We start from the raw sequence: 21,492 nt of genomic DNA on the forward strand, positions 1-21,492 counted from the left end.
GCTCGTACTCGTTGAGACTTCTCTTGAGCCCGAGCAGGAGACGGTCATTACCGTGTCGAGGCGCATAGACCGTCTCTTGGTCGACGAGCACCGTGTCGACCACACGGCACATCTCGATCAGTTGTTGCCAGTCGCGGCTGTTGCGAGCAAAGCGCGAGACTTCACGCGCGCAGACAGCCCCGACCTTGCCGAGACAAACTTCGGCCACCATGCGTTCGAAACCGGAGCGTTGCATGCTGCCGGCCGCAGAGCGGCCGAGATCTTCATCGATCACCTCGATCTCCGCGAAGCCCAGTGTCACCAGCCGATCCCGCATCGCGTACTGCAACGCTCCGCTCTCGCGATTATGCAACACCTGGTGGGCCGAGGATTGGCGCACATAGAGGATCGCCTTCCGCCTCAGATGTTGCGGGCCGATCTTGTCAGCGTTCATCGCCGCCCCCCACCTTTACCGGCAACGTGGCCGTCCGCACATGCTCCAAAATCAACCTCCTCATCAGGTCGATCAGCAACTCTCGTGTCTCGTCGGGCAGCTCGAGCCAATTCGGCGTCCCGACGACCGCCCCGCTTACGAACATTTCCATCCGGTCGGCAGCGCGCCTTTTGTGCCGCTTGCCGATCGCCGGCGCCGTCATATTCTCGGTCATGCGTCTTTCCCCGATTCTGTTCGTGGGAGCTTCCACATGCACCAGTAGGTTGGGTATTCAATGATGGCCCAGCAGCCTTCAACACCTGGTGTAGCAGGGATGATAAAGCGTTGAGCGCTTCCGGGCTGACAAAACGGGTCGACCGCGAAGTGTCCGTCACCCGCGCACCCCCGGCGATCGAACATCCATGCGGGAATCTCCAGACATCGCTCGATCTCCGAGCCATCCAAGGTGCAACGAAAAGCCGAACAGGTCGCCGATTTGTTCACCACCTCATGGACAAAGACGTTGCGCCCGAACCAGGGATGAAGCCGATAGAGAACTTCCCGACGAACAATCCTGTGGGTGTCCTCGAACTTCGTTGTATAATTTCCAGCGCCCTCATCAGGCGCTGGAAAACTGCGCGCCGATGGCGGTCTGGCAGGCCGGTGTCACCGGCGCATTCGGCGAAGAGGCTGTGGATATGACGCTTCTCGCAAGCGAGAAGCTTGGACAACGCAGCGCGTTGCCCACATCCCCACAGCCACAACAGCAGCAGGCAAGAGTAGCGTAAAGTTATTGGGAAGAAGGAACGGCAGCGGCTCCACTTAAGAAACTGGACCCACTGGTCCTCAGCACAGGGTCCACTTCACCCATCCCAATCTGTTGGCAAATTGTTTGGATCTCCTCCCGCTTTGCCGACAAGATCAGAGTTGAACAGGACCGCGGGAGTCGCCACACCAATCGCGGCTCCATAGATTGCTTTCCCCACCCGGCCTTTTTCACGCACCACCGGGCTTGCTCTTGCGATTTCGAGTTCTGGGTTGGCCGCGATTAAGGGGTCGAGTTTGACGGCCAGACTGCGCTCCGCATATAGACGCTGACCACTGCGGACCACGATCAGATCGGGGAGTGGTTGGCCGACCGTGGCCCGGCGAAGCAGATCTTGCGCGAGCTCGTCATAGCTGTGTGGGCCTGGGAATATCTTTACCTTCACGTTTGGGTTTTTGGCGTTGAAGACAGTCCCAATCGCCTCAAGCATCGTCACGTGGTCGCTTGCTGTGCCGATCTCCAATGTTTCTGCGAAGGCTGCAGACGCACCGAACAACGCAGCGGCAAATGATAATGTGGATACTAGTTGTCTGAGTGGGCTCATAGCGTATTCCTTCTTGGAATTTATTTCACGCCGCCCCTGGTCATTCCTTCGACGAACCACTTCTGTGCGGCGAGGAAGGCGACGACGAGGGGCAGTACGACGAGGGTGGATGCGGCCATGAGGGGGCCGTAGTCGTTGCCGGCCTCCGTGTATTTGAAGGCCACGATGCCGAGCGGCGGCGGCATCAGCGACTGGTCGCGCACCGCGATCAGCGGCCAGAACAGATCGTTCCAGTGGCCGACCACCGAGAAGATCGAGAACGCGATGACGGCCGGCAGCGCCATCGGCAGCATGATCTTCCAGACGATGGCGCTTTGAGATAAACTGTCGAGTCGGGCGGCGTGTACTACGTCGTCTGGAATAGTCTTGAAGAACTGCCGGAACAGGAAGATGCCGAACGGAGAGACGACATAGGGAAAAATGGGTGCCGCATAGGTGTTGAGGATAGCGATCTGGTAGCCAAGGATGAAGAGCGGTAGTGAGAGCACCTGCGGCGGCAGCAGGCCGATCAGCACGAGGGCGAATAGCAGGTTGCATCCGGGGAAGCGCAGCTTGGCGAGCGCGTAGGCGCACGGTGCACAGACGAGGATCTGCAGTGCCAAAATCAGAGCGCAGACGATCAGCCCATTGCCCATGTAGCCCGGGAGCGGCGCTTCGGTCAGCGCCTTCGTATAGTTCTCGACGCCATAGAATTGGGTTGGCCAGAAGGAGAAGGAAGCGCGGAAGATCTCGCCAGGCGGCTTGATCGACAGCGACACCATCCATACGAACGGGACGAGAATAAGCGCCCCGGTGACAAGCAGCACGGCATGTCGAAGAATGGCGGTCGGCGGCGACACCATATCCCGTGCGCAGATACACGAAGCTCTCCCGATAGAGGGTATAGAGCAGCACTTCGGAGGCATGGCCGGGGCCGCCCTGGGTGATGATCTGGATCGTATCGAAAGCTTCGAAGGCCCTCAGCGCCACAACGACAATAACGAACATTGAGACGGGCCCGAGCATGGGCAGGGTGACAGTGCGCAGCCGGTCGAGCCAAAGGTCAGCACCGTCGACATCGGCAGTATCATAGAGATCCTGCGGGATGCTCTTGAGACCGGCGAGAAACAGGACGATAAGTAGCCAAGATTCTGCCAGATGCCGATAACGGCCAGGACCCGAAGGACTGTATCCTCGTCGCGCAGCCAGTTGGCAGTGGGCAGGCCAATTGCGGCGAGCGCTTGCTTGACAAGGCCGACGTAGGATGCAGGAGCGCCTCCCAAGCGACCGCCATGGCCGTGAGCGTCGCCATGAAAGATAGGAAGTGGATGGCGCGATAAAATGAGCGGCAAGACTTTCCGCTTTCGATCAGAAGCGCAATGAGGAGACCCAGGACGACGGTGCCCGGGACGACGATCAAAGCGTAGACGAAGGTATTGAGGAGCGAGGCTCCGAAGCCCGCGTCGGCGAAGAGTTCGCGGAACTTTGCGAGGCCCACGAAGGAAAGGGAACGCGCCCCGAACTGCCAGTCGGTGAGCGCGATGATGAACACGCCGATCACAGGCAGGAAGAAAAGGAAGAGCAGGAGAAAGACGGCGTTCAGGCGGCCAGCGCTTCCCTAAAGGCACTCCGGCGGGCCGCGGAGGTGGCGTGGAATGGGAAGATTCGAAGGCCACCGGTCGCGGACGACTGGTCCGAGGCGGAGTAAAGAGTAGGAGGCTCGATCATCGCGCGATCTCCAGGATCGGCGTGACCGATGTTCGGCCACATTCCACTTCCCGGCGCAAACGCCGCCCATCACGGGTAAAGAGAAGCACGCGGTCCGGCCTGACGCCGACATGCAAGGTCTGACCGGGGGCAATATGAGGCGCCCGTTCGGCCAGAAGCCTTGCGACCAACGGATGATCAATTCCCGCCAGATCGAGGTCGACGAAGAGATCGGAGCCCATATGCTCCATCATGCGCACGGAACCGGTCAATGCGTCCTGTCCGCCGTGGTCGGCGAGATGAAAGGCCCGGGCGAATGCCCAAAGTGAGAGCTGCGCCGGGGAGTGCATCGGCCTCGATGGTGAGCGTCGATCCGGCCACATCGATCAGACCGCGTTCGCGCACTACGCCATCGAGCATGTTGATCTTGGGCGAACCGATGAATTCGGCCACGCGGCGGTCGTCCGGATCGGCATAGATGTCCTGCGGCGGAGCCACCTGCAGCAGCTCGCCGTCCAGCATCGCCGCCACCCGGTCCGACAGCGTCATGGCCTCGGCCTAGTCATGGGTGACATAGACGAAGGTGACCCCGAGCCGCTGGTGCAGCTCCTTGATCTCGCGCGCATCTGCACGCGTAGCTTGGCGTCGAGGTTGGACAACGGCTCGTCCATCAAAAAAACAGCCGGATGACGCACCATTGCCCGGCCGACCGCCACGCGCTGGGGCTGGCCGCCGGAGAGCTGCCCCGGTTTGCGGGCCAGTAGGTGGCCGATGCCGAGGGACTTGGCCGGACGGGTGACTTCCAGCTCGATCTCGGCAGCGATGCGCGCCGTTCCTGGCAGCAGACGGCCGAGAAAAGGAAGCCTTCGTAAGCGCGAGAGCCTGCGCATCCGAAGCGGTAGCGCTATGTTGGAAGCGACCGTCGTATGCGGAGAGCGCGTACGATTGGATGCGGAGAGCGCGTACGATTGGAACACCATGGCGATGTCTCGCCGCTTCGGCCGCAGGCCGTCCACGACCCGTTCGCCGATTGAAAACCGACCCCGCGTCCTGCACCTCGAACCCCGCGAGAATGCGCAGCAGCGTCGACTTCCCACACCCAGATGGCCCCAACAGCGTCAGGAACTCACCATCGGCTATCGGCAGCGAAACACCACGCAAGACTAACGTCGAGCCGTAACTCCTTTGAACGCTGTCAATCAATACGGATGCCATAGGCGCATACTTTCATGTCGTCATGGACATTGCACAGCACGGCAACGAGATCGCCCATCTCGTTTGGACGTGTTCGCTCACGTGCGCGCTTAAGAAACTCGAGTTGCTACAGAAGCGGTAGGCTGTCTTGGTATTCGCGCAATCCTGACAGACGAGCGGAATTCTTTGTCCCATGGCGCTTCCGTAACGTACGCATCCGGCTTAGGCCGCGGCCTGATTGGATTATTCGGGCGGCCAGCGCTTAAGCAACTGCGGGCTTTCTTTGTACATCCGGACGAGCTCGATCAGGTTTTCTATACCGAAATCGGTGAAGGCCTGGACGCCATCTTCCCCGACGCCATAGACCCAGATGACGCCGTCTTCGATCTCCATTTCATTGGCGACATCTCGGAGCCAATCTTCGTCTTCGCCAAGGTCCTCGGCAACACGGCTGATCGTGGTGACGTGATGATGAACCTTGTTAACGTGCGTGGTCATGCGGCTTGGGCGGCGATGGACTCTACCAATTCTTGGAGGAGATGGCGGGGCTCAGGTAAGTTAGAAGCGCCTCGAGGCTAATATGCATTGGAATGGGCCTCCAAGCTGCCAGGAAGTGGCCTAATGCCAAGAGATAATCGCTTTGCCAACGGAAGAACGCTGTCAGTTTTGCTGGATCGGACTTTGCTGCCTCTGTCGGCCCTAACCACAGCAATCCTTTTCTTCTGGCTGCTATACTACAGCAGTTACGGTTTCCATCTCAGCGCCGAAGGTCTCTACCTCAACTCAATTGCGAACCCATTCGCCTACGCGATCAATAGTCCGCCGACGCTTTTTGGCTTCGTCTATCACTGGCCATATCAGTGGGCGGGTGGCGACATCGCAGTGCTTCGCATGGCAAACGTCACGCTCACCATGGCGCTGGCCTGGATTCTCAGCTTCCTTGTGATCCGGCGCCTTTGGACAGTGGGCTGGCCACATGCGGCGGTGCTATCGGCAGGAATCGCCTGCCTGGCATTAGTCGCCTTTCACCTCTGGACGATGCTCACGCCCAACTACTACACACTGACCTTTCACTCGCTCTTGATGGTGATGATCGGCTTGCTGCTGGCCGATCGGCCAGGGCGCATCCGCCAGGGCTTGGGCTGGATCCTGGTCGGCGTTGGCGGCTGGTGCTGCTTCATGGCCAGGCCGCCCACCGCTGCGGCCATTGCCCTCCTCGTTATGCTCTATGTCGTCGTTTTGCGTCGAAAGTCGCTGCTGCCCATGCTTGGCGCGGCGCTGGTCGCTCTCGCTCTATTGATCGTTAGCGCCTACTTGATCGGCGGCGGCATCACCGGGCTGGTGACCCGTATGGTCAACAGCGCTGATTTGGAAATCTTGCTGGGTGCCCGGCACGAGGTATCTTTCATGTTTCGGATCGACTGGCTCGAAACCAGTAGCGGGCAACTCGCTATCGCTGTGTTAATGGCGATGGCCCTTCTGCTCAGCATTCTCATGAGGTCTACGTACAAGTTGGTCCCATCGCTGGCTCTCGCTGCGGTGTTGATCGTGACAATAGCGATTGCGCTGCTGGGGACCGATCCGATCAGCATCAAGCTCTCGACCCTCTTCCTACTGCCGGCCTTCATATGCCTTGGCGCGATGTTCAATCGTGAGGGCTTGGTTCTGCGCACCCAAGCTCCCACCAGCATCGCTCTAGCGCTAACCTTTCTGGTCTTGCCGTACCTGTTCACACTGGGCTCCAATCTCAATTACTGGTTCGCCGGTTCGCAGGCGGCCTTGTTCTGGATGCTCGCGGTCGTTGCCTTCCTGAGCCCTCTTTCGCAACAGGGACGCAGTGTCGCCACCCTACTGCCCTTGACGGTGTTGGCACAGTTGCTCACTGCAACAGTGATCAATACTGGCATGCTTAAGCCGTGGGGTGAGGTGAAAGATGTGCGCGCTTATACCGCTGTCACGCCCCTGCCGGGTGGTGGAAAATTGATGCTCGCGCAATCCCTCCACGACTATCTGGCCACGGCCAAAGCCCAGGCTCGTGCGGCCGGCCTTGAAATCGGTACCCCGGTGATTGATCTCTCTGGCCGCTCGCCGGGTCTCCTGTATGTGCTCGAGACGCGAGCGCTCGGTCTACCATGGTTGGTCGGGCCACATGACACTAGCCCAGCTCACTTCGGTCAACCATGGCCGATAGTGCCATCTCCCGGCAGTAACGCAGCCGCGGTGGAAGCCCTCGCGCTTGAGAACTGCGCGGATCTGGCCAAAGCGTGGGTGCTGATCGAGCCGGAGGGCCCCCATCATCTTGACCAAGCGAGTATCATGGCCTCCTTTGGAGCCCGCCAGGCGGACTACGTCGCCGCTGCTGCGTTCGACACCCCCATCAATGGGAATGATCCGGACGTTTACAGGCAGTCTTTGCTCAAGCCCGTACGCCCCGCCGCGCTGGCGGAACAATTCTGCCGTGAAGCCACGCGACGACGGCCGGCTAGCCAGAAATGGAGCCCATCGTGAAAGCTGTGATCCCCGTGGGGATGGCCTTGGAACCCGAATCTCCGAGGAATCCCAGCTTCCGCCAAAGCCCATGATCGAGATCGGCGGCCAGCCGCTTTGCTCAAAATGTACTCGCGCTATGGCATCAACGTTTTTGTCCTCCTTTGGTTACAAGGGCTGTCTGATCAAGGAATACTTAGCGATCTACTTCCTGCACGTGTCGGATGTCACCATCGACATGACAAATAGCCGTATGGAGGTTCACCACTCTCCTGCGTTTTGGAAGCGGTCGAGCTCGCCGAGGGGATTGACAAGCTGACATGATGCGCGAGCTTCGTCCGGGGGGCATTTTCGTCTCTATCTGTATCTGTTTTGCGGATTTCCCGCCGGTGATGGCTACTTTGACCAAACTCGTCGATCTGTCGAGGCGGCTGACGGCGCAGTATCGTTACCACGAAATCTTGATCGTCGTCGTTGCCGACGCCCCCCTAGTCTTACGGCGTCACGAACTGCGGTGTAGGTAGTGGGCGAACTTGATCGCGCAACAAGGACATCTCGACAGCGTTCGGACGAGCCCTTGTTCGAGCCGCATTCGCATCGTCGCGATCGAATTTGGAATGTGACGTTGGGTCCGCAGCGGCAGATCCGCGGGGTCTGTAATCTGCGGGAGCGCGAGCGAACGGGATTGGCCGGGCGCGCCGCGCGCCTGAGGGGGGAATCGTCTCCCGTTCGGAGATCAGGAATCCGTAGGCCGCAATGCACATTGTTGCGTGATGATGAAAGCCGCGCCAGCCGCGTCCCTCGAAGTGGCCGAGCCCGACCTCCTGCTTGAGTTCCTGATAGTCGCGTTCGATGCGCCAGCGCAATTTAGCCGTTTCAACGAGCGTCCGGAATGCCACTTCCTCCGGCAATGTCGAGAGCCAGTATTTGGTAGGCTGGTCCTCGCCTTTCGGCCATTCGATCAGTAACCATTCCTCCAATCGCGGAGTGGTTTGCCAATAATCACGATGCGCGGCACGGACCCGCACGCGGGCAAAGCGCGAGGTCAGCTTTTCGTTCGTTCCTTGCCGCCACGTGATGGTGCGCCAAGCTTTGGCCGGCAGGTCGATCGCGAGCGCCTTGACGGCGGCCGGCTGATGCTGACGGTTGCGGCGCAGCAGTCTCGGTGGACGGCCGCGGCCCGACCATGGCTTCGGCGGCAAGGGACCGGTGCCGGGCGCCCATACCTTGTGCTCGACAGAAGACCCGCCACATAGGTCAATCCCAGCGCCGTGATCCCCGTGCGCAGGTCGCTGTTGTTGCCATAGCCCGCGTCCATCAGCACGACACCGTGCGGAAGGCCGGTCGCACAAGCCCATCGCAACTGCTCCAGCGCGATCTCCGGCTTGGTCCGGAAGCCGACTTCGGCAGGAATGCCTACCTTGCGCCGCCGATCGCCATCCTCGGTCCATTCCTTCGGAAGATAAAGACGATAGGCGACAGGCAGGCTGGCGTGGTGGTTGGCAATCGACAGCGACACCGCCACCTAGCAATTATCCTGCTTGCCCAGCTGCCCGCAATATTGCCGTGCAACTCCAACCGAATGTCGCCCCTGCTTGGGAAATCCGGTGTCGTCGATGATCCAGGCTTCGATGGGGCCCTGGCGTTCAATCGCCGGCAGGACCATCTCGCGTACCTTCCCCAGCACCTTCTCATCCGACCAGGCGCCGCTGCCGACGAAATGCAGCAGCGATTGATGCTGGGCGGCCGTCCGTTCCGGAGCCGTCACCGCCGCCATCGGCTCCACGCTCTTGCGACCGCCACAGGCCATCCGCAATCCTCTCAGACAGGAGCCTGTTTTGCGATCTCTCCTCAATTGCCGCGCCAGCGGCTTCGTTCAATCTTGATTCCGGTAAAAAACACCATGCTCTAAGATTTCGGCTAAGCGCTTCTATCGAATGTTATCCATGGGTGCGCCGATCGCGCCGGCCGACCCTACTGGCGGTCGCAACAATGGTATACCCGCGAGATTTAGCCAGCCTGCAAGGTCTCCTCAACGAGACAAACCTTCTCGTCGTAACTCCATCGGCGCCGACGTTCAGCGCCCAATACCTTCACCTGCATTCGCTACAGGACCTCAAGGCTAGCCTCAAGGCCACATCCTCAAATCAACGGTAAGACCACGCTAGGCGGTCGCCGCCGGAGGGAGACGAGCAAAGGGGCGCAACCTTTCACTCGGCAATGGATATCGGCCGCATACACCCGCACTGCCACAGCTGCAAACCAAAAACAGTCATAAAACTTCAGCAATAAGCGAAAGAGCCGCAAGGCTCTCAGGGCTGCTCTGACCTAAAGTTTACCCGCTCGGCTTCAATCACATGAGGCATGTTTGCTACATGTGTTTGTACTGATCCCAGATATTCTCCAATTAGGCCCAAGAAAAGCATTTGAACGCCGCCAAAAAAGAAGATTCCAATGAGGATTGGGGCGAGACCGAGCTCGAACCAGCTCCAGAACAGAAGCTTGGCGCCAAAATAACCAAGAGAAATAGCTAGACTGACGATCGACACGAGAAAGCCGAGCATAGTCATCAGACGAAGCGGCACTTTGGAATGCTTTGTCACACCCAACATCGCCATGTCGTAGAGCGAATAGAAGTTCTGACTGCTAAGTCCTCGATTGCGCCGGGGTTGATGAAAGGAGACGGTGGCAATCTTATAGCCGATTTCGCAGACAAGCCCGCGAAAGTAAGGATAGGGATCGTCGAGCTTGCGCAGCACATCAATGATAAAGCGATCGTAGAGGCCCGAGCCCGTCGCGTTCTGTACCAAAGGCACGTCAGAAATGCGCGAGATCATCCGATAATAGAGTCGGCGCAAGTGGAACATGACCGGCGATTCCTCACTCGCCGGCTTGACGGCCATGATGGTCTTGTAACCCTCTTCCCACTTGGCGATGAACTGGGGAATCATCTCCGGTGGATCCTGCAGATCAGCAGCGATCAACACCACGGCGTCGCCACTAGCCTGCAGTACGGCGTGGAACGATGAGCGGATATAGCCGAAGTTTCGGGTGTTCACGATGAACTTAACCCGGACATCTCTAGCGGCAATGCCGCGCAAGATGTCCAAGGTTCGGTCGGTGGATGCGTTGTCGATAAGGATGTGTTCGTATTCATAGCCGGTGCCGGCCATCACTGTTGCGACACGGCTGCACAGTTCAACGACATTGTCCTGTTCGTTAAACACGGGCGTGACAATGCTGATGGTCTTAGTCATCTCTGACAACGACCTGGCTGTTCAGCAGGATGTTGACGGCGCCGACGACAAAGGAGTTGACGGTGCGATTGCGCGCTCCACGCCACGAACCTCGCAACAAAAAGGGAGTCCAAGATTTGCGCCATAGCGGGTTCAAGACCGAAGGCTCGCCAGCGTTAACCCCGCCGTAGCACGCAAATAGTCTTGGCTGCCAGCGGTGCCGATGAAGCAATTCGGAATGGCTATGCGCCTGACGCGAGGCATGGATGGCAGATTGCCGACGGCGTACATGTCGCTCAGCGCTTCGACGATGGAGCTACCAAAACCGCCGTTGAGTTGATGTTCCTCCATGGTCACCAGCAGACCGTGTGCTTGGGCAATCTCCCGGAGCTGAGCAGGATCATATCCGCCGACAAAAGGTACGCTAAATACTGACCAGGATTTTCCGGCAGCCCGCACCTCCAAAAGGGCATGAGCCACGATAGCGCCGGTGGCGAGGATCGCAACATCGTTTCCCGCCTGCACAGGAAGCAACCGGCCGGGTGCAAAGTCGAGTGAAGTCGCTGGATCATGGATCGAAGCCTCACCGGTCTTGTTGATGCGCACATAGCCGGGGCCACAATGGGAAGCCATGAAGTATGCGGCGGCGCGAGCCTCAACGGGATCTGCCGGCGCACAGACAGTCAGGTTGGGGATGGCACGCAACATGGCGATGTCCTCGGTAGCATGATGGGAAACACCCTGCGGACCGTAAGCATAACCGGCGCCTACAGCCACCACCTTCACGCTGGCCTCGTGATAGCAGACATCATAGCGGATTTGCTCCATTGCCCGCAGCGTGGAGAAGTTCCCAATGGAGTAGGTGAAGACGTTGTAGCCTTCGCGCGCCAAGCCCGCAGCAACCTCCGTCATATTCTGCTCGGCAACTCCAACATTGAGAAAACGATCGGGGAAACGATCGGCAAATACCTCCAGAACCGAGTATCCGAGGTCACCGCACAACAGAAAGATGTCGTCGCGCGCGGCCGCCAGCTCATACAAACTATTGATGAAAGCGTTGCGCACTATAGCTGCCCCAGTTCGACGCGCGCCGCATGCAGATCGGCGTCAGAGGGAGATTTATAGTGCCAGGCGAGCTGGCTTTCCATGAAGCTGACGCCCTTACCCTTGACTGTATGAGCGATAATGCAGTGAGGGCGACCCTGTCGACCAGCTTTCGCAGCGGAAAGTGCGGACTTAAGGGCGGACGGATCGTGGCCATCGACCTCGATGACCGACCAGTTGAAGGCGCGGAACTTGCCGGCGAGCGGCTCGAGCCCCATCACGGCCTCCACGGCGCCAAAGCCCTGCACCTTGTTGTAGTCAACGATAGCGATGAGGTTGTCCAGCCGGTTGTGGGCGGCGAACAGTATCGCTTCCCAGTTCGAACCCTCGTCCATCTCGCCATCACTGAGGACAGCAAACACCGAATAAGGAAGATTGCGACGCTTACCTGCCAGCGCCGATCCACACGCGACGCCGAGCGCGTGGCCAAGACTGCCTGTTGACAGTTCGACCCCAGGCAGCCTGTGGCTGACGTGGGACGTAAAGTAACTTCCATCCACGATGAATCCTTCTTGTAACGCTCCCGCAGGAAAGAAGCCGCGAATATCGAGCGCGGCGTACAGCGCAGCGCAGGCATGACCCTTACTATAGAACAGTCGATCGCGCGCCGGGTCGTTCACAATGTCCGGCGCGATATTCATGACATCACCATAGAGCACCGCCAGGATATCGGCGACCGAGAGAGCTCCTCCGATATGAGAGGTGCGCTTGCGATGGCAGAGGTCAAGCGCCGCAAGACGGATACGACAGGCGAATTCGTCAAGAGCAATGGTCATGGGTGCTGCGCCTCCAGTAGACGCGGCCGATACCATTCGATGGTGCGGTCCAAGGCAGCGTCGAATGGAATGCGGATCGAAAGGCCCAGTTCGTCGCAGGCACGGGCGATGGACGGTACATAGCGTTCCGGCGGACGATCAGCCTGCGGCGCGCTCTGAATTTCAATAGCCGGCTGCGCTAAACCCGCGGCCCTGGCAATGGCCGTTGCTAGGCTCGCAATCGAAACGGGCTGATCGGATCCCACATTATAGGCGCGTGATGGCAAACCACGCAAGAGGATGGCTAGCAGCCAAATTACCAGATCAACTGCGTACATGTAGGAGCGCAGCGGTGTCCCATCGCCGCGAATGACGATCGGTTGGCGCAGGATGGCGTCACGGATGAAATTTCCAGCGGCGAATTGCCGGTCGAGCGCGAGGTAGGGACCTATCTGGGCAAAGACCCGCGCCGACTTGCATGACAGCCCGGCTTCCGCACCATAGGCGGTGCCCAGCCATTCAGCGGCACGTTTGCCTAGCCCATAGGCCGCACCGACTACAGATGGGTCGGGTGCGCCCAGATAGTCTTCGCACACAAGATCAATGTGGGCGGGTATGGGACCGTAGATCGCGCCGGAGGACAGCAGCAGCACGTCGGTGATGCCCGCCTCTCGGCAGAAGTCGAGCAAGCGCCGCGTTCCGCCGACGGTAACGTCAAAGGTGTGCAATGGCGCCGCGGTCGCGATAACGTCCGTGGCTCCATGGATTGCGTGTGTGAAAGAACCGGGAGGAAACAAGAAATCCCGTACATCGCCGGCGATGAGCTTCACGGCCGGATCGGCGCCAAGGTAAGGATGAGTGGCGGCGAAACCATCCGGATCACGGCTAAGAACTGTTATCGATAGCCCCAAAGACAGAGCGCGATCGGCATGGAGCAGAGCTTCGAGCAGCCATCGGCCGATATAGCCGGTGCCGCCTGTGATAAAAATACGCGCGCCAGCAAGGGCTCTGAGGTCGGCGCTTGCGTGCTTGAGTACAAGATCCAGATCGGTTTGCGGAACGGCCAACTTGGGCACCTCATTGGTTCTAAGCGAAAGCGACAATTTCCAGGATGCGGCGATTGACGTCGAGGTCGTTGCCCCCATGAGTCCCGAAAAGCACCGAAAGCCACGATTTGAGCACGATTATCAGAATCAAAACCGCGATCTCTACTTCCTTCTGCCAAGGTGTGTGCCCGAACATGGTGGGTGAATAATGCGGACGCTGGGCCATGAAGGTCAGCCAGTAGAGATAGTCATAACCTTCGATTCCCCAGAACGCATCTTCCCAATCGATGGCCACGAGGCCTTTGCCGTCGACCATCAGGTTGCGAGCGCCGAGATCACCATGGCAGGGAAACGCAACGAAGCGATGCTTTTCGTACTCCAGCAGATCGAGGCAGGCCGACGCCCAGTCCTGCGCCTTCCCGCTAACATGAGCGCCCGAAATTAGACCACTGAGAGCAACCCGGCCTTCGTGCAGTAGCGTGGCAAAATCATCGTGAGCCGCAATAGCTGCGTTCACCTTGGGATCGTTAAGCCTATTTGACCAACTCACAATCAACGCACGCAACAGGTCTCCAGTGGGCGGACGTAGCGGATGGGACAAGGCATCGGTCACCAGCCAATAGCGGGTCCCAATCTCAACCGTTTCGACGTGGAGACGATCGCCATACAGGGCGGACAGCAACGCAGCCTCCTTGCGCAGCGCCGGTTCACCATCAGCGAATACGCTCGTCTTAGCAAAATGCTGATGTCCGTCGATAAGAACGAGAAAAGTCGCGCCGAGCGTGCCGCCCTTGACGGGCGTCGCAGCGCTACTGCCGAGCAAGGCGCTGAGCTGAGCGACATCTCGCGGTGGTATAATTCCGCCAACTGTGCCGGACCGTGAGATACGGGCGTGTCGCAGCTTGCTAAACATGATAGTACTGCCTGAGGTAGTCGATCTCATCGAATTTGAAATGGCGGGCCAGAGCTGTGCTACCGGCTACGATCTGGGCCTTCTCGGCATCATTTAGTTCATCGACCATGGCTCGGTTGTAGTCCGCCGTGCTTTTGAGCACCGTGCCCCAAGGAGCGATATCGTCGGATATCTCGCGACCGTTCCAGCTCGGATAGAGCATGCTCGGCTCAAAATTGACGCCAATGAAGCGAGATACGTCTTCCATGAAAGCCCGCTTGTCGCCCACCAGATCCTCATAGCGGAAAATACGTACATTGCGTGGGTACATGTGCGCATACATCTCCACGGTGGAATGATAGACATTCCATCTGATGAGATACCCGCTCAATGGCTGCGGAAACGGACGGCGCTTGGTGTCTCGATAGGCGGAGAAAGGATTGCGCACGATGTGCATGATCCGCACGTCGGGGAAGTCGCGAACCATCCGGTCGGCATCGATGCTGATGGCCGGTGAATAACCGACATAGACCTTATCGTCGGTGATTTCGGTGTAATAGTTTTCCCACGCCACGAAAGTGGCACGGAAGAATGCCTCAATGGCCTGTCTGCGGCTGTAAGGACGAGCGCCCAGAAGCTGCTCGAACGCGGCAATGCGATGAGATTCGTTGAGTTTGAGGTCAACATCGCGGAATTTCGAGCTGCTGTGTTTGCGCAGGAACGTCTTGAGCTCCTCGTCAATCATCTGCTCATAGAGCTCGAGCGCTGTCAGCCCCTCGGGGAACTCCGGATAGCGGTACTGCACCCGCTCGACTGACGCGAGAAAGTCATTGAAATTGCGATTCCCTAGCTGAGACTCGAAGGGATAGACCAGCAACTGCGGATGCCCGTCGAGGTGACGATGGGTGACGTTGCCACCGTGCTCAAAGCCGGCCGAAACCATAACGAACTTAAAGCGGCTCATAGGGGCGCCTTCCTAGTTGATGGATTAACGATCGGCGTCGACGCTCTACAGCTTTGTGAGTTCACTGCAAAGATGTTTGCTGATACCGATACTGATCGACCGGATTTTGCACGACCTTTTCCATGAAGATAGCTAAGAGGATGCTCCCCGCCAGAAAGACTACCAGACGCGGTGGGTCCTTGAAGCCCATAAAGCTCATCACCACCACCAGGAGGAGATGGTTGAGGTAGATGCCATAGGAGATGTTGCCTAGAAAAGCATCGAAGCGACTAACCGCTCGGGCAAAGAGCATGATGGAGGCGACTGAAAAGACGACGATGTAGACCGTGTGATGCAGCACGCCGCCGCACTCAAAGCTGGATTCGCAAAAGCTGAAGGTCATGACAACGATAGCCAGCGTCAGCACGTGACGAGCCGGCCAGATCTGCTGTCGAAGAGCATCAAGCGGGCCGGTATTGAACAGGAGATAGAGACCGTAGCTCAGCGCGAAGTAGCCAAAGTTTCCGAAGGGCAGGAAATAAGCGAGACGCCAACTCAACCCCAGTAGCCAGCATTTGACCCCCATGAGAACAACGAAGGCTAAAAGGAACGGCTGCCAGGCGCGAAACCGATACAGAACCGGCACAAACAGATAGAACAGCAGTTCGGCAGCGATCGACCTGCTTTGCGGCACGGGAAGCATGAAATGCAGTACCTTCCGAACCGACGCGACATCCTGCCCGAACGGGATGATCGAGAGCACAAGCATAATGCTGTTGGTCGCGGTAAGCCCCTGCTGTTCTAGCACGTAGAACAGATTGAACAATTGGAGTTGATCCCCCCTCGGGCGACCTAGAGCGAGGTAGGTGCTGGCGGTCAACGCCAACAACACGAGATACGTCGGCCAGAGGCGCAACACGCGGTTAGCGTAGAAAAGAAGGGTACCATTCGCCATCAACCCGTACTTGCTGTGATAGGCTGCGGCCATGTAAATTCCGGACAACACGAAGAATGCTTCCACGCTGGCCAGCGCGCCGATGCTCGTGGCGCCATAACCGGAATGGGCCAATAGCACCACGAGCGCCAAAGTGAATCTTACAAAACCCATCACACGCTATCGCCGCGATCTCGTCGGGTGCCGGTAAAATCGATAATATCTGCGAGCGTGCGCGCTGCCATGTCGTCGCCAGCCAGCCAAGCCTTGTGCCAGGATACGATACGGGTCAGCGCGGTGGACAAGTCCCAGCGCGCATGCCAACCCAGCTTCTGGCCTGCCTTTGCGCAATCGAGCCGCAGATAGCGGTCCTCGTGCGGTTGCGGTGCATTGGTGACGGTCCAGCGGGCTTCCGGCGACCACATGCCGGTCAGGCGATCGGCAATCCAAGCCACCGAGCGGGCGTCGGCTTCGGTTGGGCCGAAATTCCAGGCATCAGCAAAAGCCAAACCATCGGTGAACAGGCGCTCAGCTAATGCAAGATATCCCGAAAGCGGTTCGAGCACGTGTTGCCACGGACGAATAGCGGTCGGCGAGCGGATTTCCACCACCTCCCCCGCTGCAACGGCGCGCAGGATATCGGGGATCAAGCGGTCCTGGGCCCAGTCGCCACCGCCGATCACATTGCCGGCACGGGCCGTGGCCAGCGCGACCGCGTGGCCCACATGCCTGCCGAGCTGAAAAAAAGAGTCACGGAAGGCTGAGGCCGCAAGTTCGGCACAGGCCTTGCTGTTGCTATAGGGATCATGTCCGCCGAGCCGATCGCTTTCACGATAGCCCCAGATCCATTCACGGTTCTCGTAGCACTTGTCGGAGGTAATGTTGAGTACGGCGCGGACTGAGTTCGCGTGCCGAACGGCCTGCAACAAGTGCACCGTTCCCATGACATTGGTGCGATAAGTCTCAACTGGATTGGCATAGGAATAGCGCACCAATGGTTGTGCGGCCATGTGGATAACGATGTCGGGCTCAGCGCTACGAAGCGTGCTGATTAAATGATCGTAGTTGGTCACGTCGCCCAGAATCGACTCCATGCCAGCCCCGACGCGGGCGACTTCAAATAGGCTGGGCGTTGTGGGCGGCGGAACCAGCGCGTAGCCGGTCACCCGGGCGCCGAGATGTTGCAGCCAAAGTGCAAGCCACGAGCCCTTGAAGCCCGTGTGTCCCGTGAGAAAGACGCGCTTGCCGGCCCAGAAGACGCTCATTTCTCCCACACCTTCCACGGAGCCTTGCCCTCAACCCAGAGCGCTTCGAGGAACGTCTTGTCGCGCAGAGTATCCATGGGCTGCCAGAAGCCGTGGTGCTGGTAGGCCGAAAGCTGTTGCTGCTCAGCCAAGGCCGCGAGCGGCTCGCGCTCCCAAACTGTGGAGTCATCCACCAGCAGGTCAATTACTTTCGGCGAAAGCACGAAGAAGCCACCATTGATCATCCCCCTATCACCCCGGGGTTTTTCCTTGAAAGTGGCGACACGGTGATCAGCGCGAATTTCGAGGGCGCCGAAACGGCCAGGCGGATAGGTAGCAGTTAGAGTGGCGAGCGTACCCTGGCGACGGTGGAAGGCGATCAATGCGGTTACGTCGATGTCTCCGACACCATCGCCATAGGTGAAACAGAAGGCGTCGTCATCAGTCAAGTAATCAGCAACTCGCTTGAGCCGACCACCAGTCATGGTCTTCTCGCCGGTATCGATGAGCGTCACCTTCCAAGGTTCGGCATGGTGCTGGTGAACCTGCATGCGGTTACTTGTCATGTCGAAGGTGACATCCGACACGTGCAGGAAGTAGTTGGCGAAGTATTCCTTGATCAGATAACCCTTGTAGCCGCAGCAGATGACGAAATCGTTGATGCCATAGTGCGAGTAGATTTTGAGGATGTGCCACAGAATCGGCTTGCCGCCGATCTCGATCATGGGCTTGGGCCGGAGGTGGGTTTCCTCGGAGATTCGGGTTCCAAGGCCTCCCACGAGAATCACAGCTTTCACGATTGGCTCCCTTTACGGCTGGCCGGCCGTTGTCGCCTGGCTTCACGGCAGGATTGCTCCGCCAGCGCGGCGGGGCGTACAGGCTTGAGCAAAAACTGCCTGTGAGCATTCGGATAATCCCCGTCATTGGCGGGGGTTTCGAATGTAGCGGCGGCGACGTAGTCGGCCAGCCCGGCTCCAAAGGATGCCATGACATTGGCTTGGTCAAGATGACGCCGGCCCTCCGGCGCAATCAGTACCCACGCTTTGGCCAGATCGGCGCAGTTCTCAAGTCCGAGCGCTTCCACTGCGACTGCGTTACTGCCGGGATATCCTCCGATCAGCCATGGTAGACCGAGCGCTCGCGTCTCGAGCACATACAGCAGACCCGGCGAGCGGCCAGAGAGGTCGACTACCGGGGTGCCGGCTTCAAGGCCGGCCGCACGAGCCTGGGCTCTGGCCGTGGCCAAATAGTCGTGGAATGATTGCGAGAGCACCAATTTTCCACCCCCCGGTAGGGACATGACAGCATTATAAGCGCGCAGATCTTTCGCTTGAAGGAGCGGCTCGAGGATGCCAGCATTGACTACCGATGCAGTGAGCAACTGTGCCAACACCGTTAGGGGCAGTAGGGTGGCGACACTGCGTCCCTGTTGCGAAAGAGGGCTCAGGAAGGCAACGACCGCGAGCATCCAGAACAAGGCGGCAAACGAACCGATGAGCCAGTAATTGACATTGGAGCCCAATGCGGACAGGTGCGGCAGGACCAAAAAGGTTAACGCTAGAGCGATGCTGGTGGGAGTCTGGGTGCGCAGAACCAATCCCTCACGATAGAACGTCGCGCCAAAACATGTTAAGGCCGGCACCAGGAACAGGGTCGAGTACTTGATGCTGATCAGATCGGTCCCCAGCAGCGCAATCACTATTGTCACGATCAACACTGCAGCGAGAGCCAGCGATGGGAGCAGCTTGTGCGTAGCCCCCCTGAGAATGCTGAGCAGAAGGGCTGACGCCATTAACACAGCAATAGCGAGTTGCGAGCGACTGGTGGCGAGCCAGTCGATCCGAAACATGAGAGATACCTCGTGCCCGGCACCCAGCAGGGCTATCACCTCAGCGCTGCTGACCATACGGGTCACCAGCCCGGTGATGCCGCCGCCGATCAAGTAGGCGCTAACGATCAATAGAGCGAGAGCGACCAGCGCCGCGCCAAGCATGGGCAGCAGTGACTTTCGGCGCAAAACGACGACATAGAGCATAACGAGGAGGGCAATGGCCGCAGCGGTGGTCGGCCTGGCCATGAAGCAGCACCACCCGCCAACGCCCACAAGGATCGGCCCCAAGACCTGGCGGATGCGCCCTGGCCGATCGGCTAGCAATAAGCCGATCATCACCATCGAGACCGATTGAATGTTCAGTGTGTAGTAGCCGGGGGCGAGCGGCAGCCAAACGTGAAAAGCGCCTAATCCGAGGCTTGCGATCCCTGCCGATAGCACCGCAGCATGCTGCCAGCCCACTGTCCAGAGCCGCCGGATCACCAGGAAGCTGAGAATCCAGCCCAGCGCCATGATGAGCGTGATGTTCGCCATGCGAAGCACTGCGATGTCACCACCCGCCCACTGATATGGCCAGTGATAGACGAAGCCGAAAAGGGTCGGCGGGACATTGATTGCATAGGCGAATGGGTTCGCAATGGAGTTAAGCCAGAAACTTTCGTCGCTGAGATTGAGACCGTAACTGCTGTAGTATAGCAGCCAAGCGAAAAGGATTGCTGTGGTTACGGCGGACAGAGGCAGCAAAGTCCGATCCAGCAAAACTGACAACGTCCTTCGGTTGGCAAAGTGATTATCTCTTGGCATAGACCCCTTCCTGCCAGCTTCGTGGAGGAGGCCCATACCAATCGATATCAGCCTTAAGGGGCTTCTAACTGACCTGAGCCCCGCAATCTCCTCCAAGAATTGGTAGAGTCCATCACCTCAGTGATTTGAGGTCGGCAAACTGGACCTATTTTGGTTAGAGTTTGCGCTGCCGTATCCCGGCTGGGAGGGGCGGAAGACGATCGAATCTAAGAATTCTCAGAGTGCAGAAGGCGCTCTTTTTGGATCAGCCGTAAGGCCGGGATCAGCCAGGCGACCTATTTCAACCGAAGAAGAAGCATGGCGGATTGCCGCCGACGGAAATGCTGCGGTTAAAGCAATTCGAGGAGGAGAACAGCAAGATAAAGAAACTGCTGGCTGACCGGTCGCTCGACAAGGAGATGCTGCAGGATGTTGACCTGCCACCGAACTTTCATCCAGCGGCAGTTAGAGTCTCGGGGTTTTGTACGCCGAGTGGCGTGGGTGGAGCAACGGGCGATCGGCGGAGCTGGTCGGGGTTGCGCAGCCGACCGTTGCGGTGAATGTGGCGGCGTAGGCCGCAGGGTGAAGTGGACCCCTTGCCGAGGACCACGGGGTCCGGTTTCTTAAGTGGAGCCGCTGCCGTTCCTTCTTGCCAATGACATTACGCTACTCTTGCTTGCTGCTGTTGTGGCTGTGGAGAGGTGGGCAACGCGCAGCGTTGTCCAAGCTTCTCGCTTGCGAGAAGCGTCATATCCACAGCCCCTTCGCCGACTGCGCCGCTGACACCGGCGCGCCAGACCGCCATCGGCGCGCGGTTTTCCAGCGCCTGATGAGGGCGCTGGACATTGTAGAATTCGATCCATCGGGCGATTCCGGCTTTGGCCTCGTGGCCGTCCGAATAACCCTTGAGATAGACGTCCTCGTATTTGAGCGAGCGCCACAGCCGCTCGATGAACACGTTGTCCATCCAGCGCCCGCGACCGTCCATCGAGATCCTGATGCCGGTGGCGGCCAGCGTGCCAGTGAAGGCGGCGCTGGTGAACTGGCTGCCCTGGTCGGTATTGTCGCGACGATGCTTCGCATCGCGCTGAGCTCTCAGGCCGGCCGAAGCGCGCCAAGGCCTCTTCGAGCGCAGACACGCAGAACGGTGTGTCCATCGTGTTCGACAGGCGCCAGGCCAGCACCGCACGGCTCGCCCGATCGATGATCGCCACCAGATACAGAAAGCCCTGGCCGATCGGCACATAGGTGATATCGGCCGCCCACACTTGATTCGGCCGGTCGATCACCCTATGGCGCAGCAGATACGGGAAGATCTTGTGCCCCGGCGCCGGCTTGGTGGTTCTGGGCTTTGGTCCCAGCGCCGCGATGCCCATCTTGCGCATCAACCGCTGCACGCGCTTGCGATTGATGCCACAGCCTTCGCCATTGAGCATCGCCCTCATCCGCCGCGAGCCCAGGAACGGCCAGGCCGTGAACAGCTGGTCAATCCGCCGCATCAGCGCAAGGTCGTTGTCATTGGCCGGCCGCGGCGGCCGATACACGCTCGATCGCGCCACGCTCAGCAGTTGGCAT

22 protein-coding genes and 5 pseudogenes are annotated in these 21,492 nt (G+C 58.9%); 3 read left to right on the forward strand and 24 right to left on the reverse strand.

The window, feature by feature from the left end:
* On the reverse strand, positions 1 to 433 hold a 433-nt coding region (locus tag J6497_RS37835; protein WP_225709275.1), incomplete at its 3' end, for a recombinase family protein.
* Positions 423 to 647, reverse strand: a complete 225-nt coding sequence (locus J6497_RS37840) for a hypothetical protein (protein ID WP_225709276.1) — start codon at positions 645 to 647, stop codon at positions 423 to 425. The genes J6497_RS37835 and J6497_RS37840, both read right to left, overlap by 11 nt.
* A 361-nt stretch (positions 648 to 1,008) precedes the next feature.
* On the opposite strand from J6497_RS37840, the gene J6497_RS37845 reads away from it, so the two are divergent.
* Complete coding sequence (locus tag J6497_RS37845) at positions 1,009 to 1,200, forward strand: hypothetical protein (RefSeq protein ID WP_225709277.1); 192 nt, start codon at positions 1,009 to 1,011, stop codon at positions 1,198 to 1,200.
* Positions 1,201 to 1,275: 75 nt separating this feature from the next.
* Here the strand turns inward: J6497_RS37845 and J6497_RS37850 are convergent, their stop codons facing one another.
* The 8 genes and pseudogenes from J6497_RS37850 to J6497_RS37875 all read right to left on the reverse strand — a co-directional run bounded on the left by J6497_RS37850 (position 1,276) and on the right by J6497_RS37875 (position 5,160).
* The gene (locus J6497_RS37850) at positions 1,276 to 1,782 is read right to left on the reverse strand and encodes an extracellular solute-binding protein (protein ID WP_225709278.1); all 507 of its coding nucleotides are present in this window, start codon (positions 1,780 to 1,782) and stop codon (positions 1,276 to 1,278) included.
* A 20-nt stretch (positions 1,783 to 1,802) separates the two neighbouring features.
* Complete coding sequence (locus tag J6497_RS37855) at positions 1,803 to 2,624, reverse strand: carbohydrate ABC transporter permease (RefSeq protein ID WP_225709279.1); 822 nt, start codon at positions 2,622 to 2,624, stop codon at positions 1,803 to 1,805.
* A 224-nt stretch (positions 2,625 to 2,848) separates the two neighbouring features.
* Complete coding sequence (locus J6497_RS37860; protein WP_225709280.1) at positions 2,849 to 3,313, reverse strand: carbohydrate ABC transporter permease; 465 nt, start codon at positions 3,311 to 3,313, stop codon at positions 2,849 to 2,851.
* Positions 3,314 to 3,485: 172 nt separating this feature from the next.
* A complete protein-coding gene (locus J6497_RS41775) occupies positions 3,486 to 3,722 on the reverse strand; it encodes a hypothetical protein (RefSeq protein ID WP_312010445.1) in 237 nt (78 codons plus the stop codon).
* Positions 3,667 to 4,017 (reverse strand): ATP-binding cassette domain-containing protein, encoded by a 351-nt coding sequence (locus J6497_RS41780; protein WP_312010446.1) that lies wholly within the window; start codon positions 4,015 to 4,017, stop codon positions 3,667 to 3,669. The genes J6497_RS41775 and J6497_RS41780 overlap by 56 nt, the downstream gene beginning before the upstream one ends.
* Positions 4,014 to 4,683 (reverse strand): annotated as a pseudogene (locus tag J6497_RS42310) (ABC transporter ATP-binding protein). The gene J6497_RS41780 and the pseudogene J6497_RS42310 overlap by 4 nt, the downstream one beginning before the upstream one ends.
* Positions 4,684 to 4,695: 12 nt before the next feature.
* Positions 4,696 to 4,857, reverse strand: a complete 162-nt coding sequence (locus tag J6497_RS37870; RefSeq protein ID WP_225709281.1) for a transposase DNA-binding-containing protein — start codon at positions 4,855 to 4,857, stop codon at positions 4,696 to 4,698.
* Positions 4,858 to 4,905: 48 nt separating this feature from the next.
* Entirely contained in the window at positions 4,906 to 5,160 is a 255-nt protein-coding gene (locus J6497_RS37875; RefSeq protein ID WP_225709282.1) for a hypothetical protein, read from the reverse strand.
* A gap of 123 nt (positions 5,161 to 5,283) precedes the next feature.
* Between J6497_RS37875 and J6497_RS37880 the strand changes: the two genes are divergently transcribed.
* Positions 5,284 to 7,170, forward strand: coding sequence for a hypothetical protein (locus J6497_RS37880; protein ID WP_225709283.1), 1,887 nt, complete (start codon positions 5,284 to 5,286; stop codon positions 7,168 to 7,170).
* A 473-nt stretch (positions 7,171 to 7,643) separates the two neighbouring features.
* On the opposite strand, the gene J6497_RS42315 is transcribed toward J6497_RS37880, so the two are convergent.
* The 12 genes and pseudogenes from J6497_RS42315 to J6497_RS37935 all read right to left on the reverse strand — a co-directional run bounded on the left by J6497_RS42315 (position 7,644) and on the right by J6497_RS37935 (position 19,938).
* Complete coding sequence (locus tag J6497_RS42315; RefSeq protein ID WP_446479938.1) at positions 7,644 to 8,351, reverse strand: IS701 family transposase; 708 nt, start codon at positions 8,349 to 8,351, stop codon at positions 7,644 to 7,646.
* Positions 8,352 to 8,371: 20 nt separating this feature from the next.
* Positions 8,372 to 8,959, reverse strand: a pseudogene (locus J6497_RS42325) (IS701 family transposase); the annotation flags it as partial.
* A 502-nt stretch (positions 8,960 to 9,461) separates the two neighbouring features.
* A complete protein-coding gene (locus tag J6497_RS37890) occupies positions 9,462 to 10,406 on the reverse strand; it encodes a glycosyltransferase family 2 protein (protein WP_225709284.1) in 945 nt (314 codons plus the stop codon).
* A gap of 132 nt (positions 10,407 to 10,538) precedes the next feature.
* Entirely contained in the window at positions 10,539 to 11,450 is a 912-nt protein-coding gene (locus tag J6497_RS41795; RefSeq protein WP_225709285.1) for a transketolase family protein, read from the reverse strand.
* Positions 11,450 to 12,265, reverse strand: a complete 816-nt coding sequence (locus J6497_RS37900; protein WP_225709286.1) for a transketolase — start codon at positions 12,263 to 12,265, stop codon at positions 11,450 to 11,452. Before J6497_RS37900 ends, J6497_RS41795 begins: the two co-directional genes overlap by 1 nt.
* Positions 12,262 to 13,311, reverse strand: a complete 1,050-nt coding sequence (locus J6497_RS37905) for an NAD-dependent epimerase/dehydratase family protein (RefSeq protein ID WP_225709287.1) — start codon at positions 13,309 to 13,311, stop codon at positions 12,262 to 12,264. The genes J6497_RS37900 and J6497_RS37905 overlap by 4 nt, the downstream gene beginning before the upstream one ends.
* 19 nt (positions 13,312 to 13,330) lie before the next feature.
* On the reverse strand, positions 13,331 to 14,203 hold the full coding sequence (locus J6497_RS37910) for a phosphotransferase family protein (RefSeq protein WP_225709288.1): 873 nt from the start codon (positions 14,201 to 14,203) through the stop codon (positions 13,331 to 13,333).
* The gene (locus tag J6497_RS37915; protein WP_225709289.1) at positions 14,196 to 15,146 is read right to left on the reverse strand and encodes a sulfotransferase; all 951 of its coding nucleotides are present in this window, start codon (positions 15,144 to 15,146) and stop codon (positions 14,196 to 14,198) included. Before J6497_RS37915 ends, J6497_RS37910 begins: the two co-directional genes overlap by 8 nt.
* Positions 15,147 to 15,207: 61 nt before the next feature.
* Positions 15,208 to 16,233, reverse strand: coding sequence for an acyltransferase family protein (locus J6497_RS37920; protein WP_225709290.1), 1,026 nt, complete (start codon positions 16,231 to 16,233; stop codon positions 15,208 to 15,210).
* On the reverse strand, positions 16,233 to 17,324 hold the full coding sequence (gene rfbG, locus J6497_RS37925; protein ID WP_225709291.1) for a CDP-glucose 4,6-dehydratase: 1,092 nt from the start codon (positions 17,322 to 17,324) through the stop codon (positions 16,233 to 16,235). Before rfbG ends, J6497_RS37920 begins: the two co-directional genes overlap by 1 nt.
* Positions 17,321 to 18,100, reverse strand: a complete 780-nt coding sequence (gene rfbF / locus J6497_RS37930) for a glucose-1-phosphate cytidylyltransferase (RefSeq protein WP_225709292.1) — start codon at positions 18,098 to 18,100, stop codon at positions 17,321 to 17,323. The genes rfbG and rfbF overlap by 4 nt, the downstream gene beginning before the upstream one ends.
* Positions 18,097 to 19,938 carry a hypothetical protein gene (locus tag J6497_RS37935; RefSeq protein ID WP_225709293.1) on the reverse strand — a complete coding sequence of 614 codons (1,842 nt, stop codon included), beginning with the start codon at positions 19,936 to 19,938 and terminating at the stop codon, positions 18,097 to 18,099. The genes rfbF and J6497_RS37935 overlap by 4 nt, the downstream gene beginning before the upstream one ends.
* A 243-nt stretch (positions 19,939 to 20,181) precedes the next feature.
* Between J6497_RS37935 and J6497_RS37940 the strand changes: the two are divergent.
* Positions 20,182 to 20,351: pseudogene (locus J6497_RS37940) on the forward strand (transposase); the annotation flags it as partial.
* 17 nt (positions 20,352 to 20,368) lie between these two features.
* Here J6497_RS37940 and J6497_RS37945 read toward each other — a convergent pair.
* Positions 20,369 to 20,520: pseudogene (locus J6497_RS37945) on the reverse strand (IS3 family transposase); the annotation flags it as partial.
* A gap of 202 nt (positions 20,521 to 20,722) precedes the next feature.
* Positions 20,723 to 21,492, reverse strand: a pseudogene (locus tag J6497_RS37950) (IS3 family transposase); the annotation flags it as partial.

The organism is Bradyrhizobium cenepequi, from assembly GCF_020329485.1.
Lineage (GTDB): Bacteria > Pseudomonadota > Alphaproteobacteria > Rhizobiales > Xanthobacteraceae > Bradyrhizobium > Bradyrhizobium cenepequi.

Coding starts and splice junctions, on each gene's coding strand:
- J6497_RS37840 (WP_225709276.1), bottom strand. CDS start 647: ATGACCGAGAATATGACGGCGCCGGCGATCGGCAAGCGGCACAAAAGG.
- J6497_RS37850 (WP_225709278.1), bottom strand. CDS start 1,782: ATGAGCCCACTCAGACAACTAGTATCCACATTATCATTTGCCGCTGCG.
- J6497_RS37855 (WP_225709279.1), bottom strand. CDS start 2,624: ATGGTGTCGCCGCCGACCGCCATTCTTCGACATGCCGTGCTGCTTGTC.
- J6497_RS41775 (WP_312010445.1), bottom strand. CDS start 3,722: ATGATGGAGCATATGGGCTCCGATCTCTTCGTCGACCTCGATCTGGCG.
- J6497_RS41780 (WP_312010446.1), bottom strand. CDS start 4,017: ATGACGCTGTCGGACCGGGTGGCGGCGATGCTGGACGGCGAGCTGCTG.
- J6497_RS37870 (WP_225709281.1), bottom strand. CDS start 4,857: ATGGGACAAAGAATTCCGCTCGTCTGTCAGGATTGCGCGAATACCAAG.
- J6497_RS37875 (WP_225709282.1), bottom strand. CDS start 5,160: ATGACCACGCACGTTAACAAGGTTCATCATCACGTCACCACGATCAGC.
- J6497_RS37880 (WP_225709283.1), top strand. CDS start 5,284: ATGCCAAGAGATAATCGCTTTGCCAACGGAAGAACGCTGTCAGTTTTG.
- J6497_RS37890 (WP_225709284.1), bottom strand. CDS start 10,406: ATGACTAAGACCATCAGCATTGTCACGCCCGTGTTTAACGAACAGGAC.
- J6497_RS37900 (WP_225709286.1), bottom strand. CDS start 12,265: ATGACCATTGCTCTTGACGAATTCGCCTGTCGTATCCGTCTTGCGGCG.
- J6497_RS37910 (WP_225709288.1), bottom strand. CDS start 14,203: ATGTTTAGCAAGCTGCGACACGCCCGTATCTCACGGTCCGGCACAGTT.
- J6497_RS37915 (WP_225709289.1), bottom strand. CDS start 15,146: ATGAGCCGCTTTAAGTTCGTTATGGTTTCGGCCGGCTTTGAGCACGGT.
- J6497_RS37920 (WP_225709290.1), bottom strand. CDS start 16,233: ATGGGTTTTGTAAGATTCACTTTGGCGCTCGTGGTGCTATTGGCCCAT.
- rfbG (WP_225709291.1), bottom strand. CDS start 17,324: ATGAGCGTCTTCTGGGCCGGCAAGCGCGTCTTTCTCACGGGACACACG.
- J6497_RS37935 (WP_225709293.1), bottom strand. CDS start 19,938: ATGCCAAGAGATAATCACTTTGCCAACCGAAGGACGTTGTCAGTTTTG.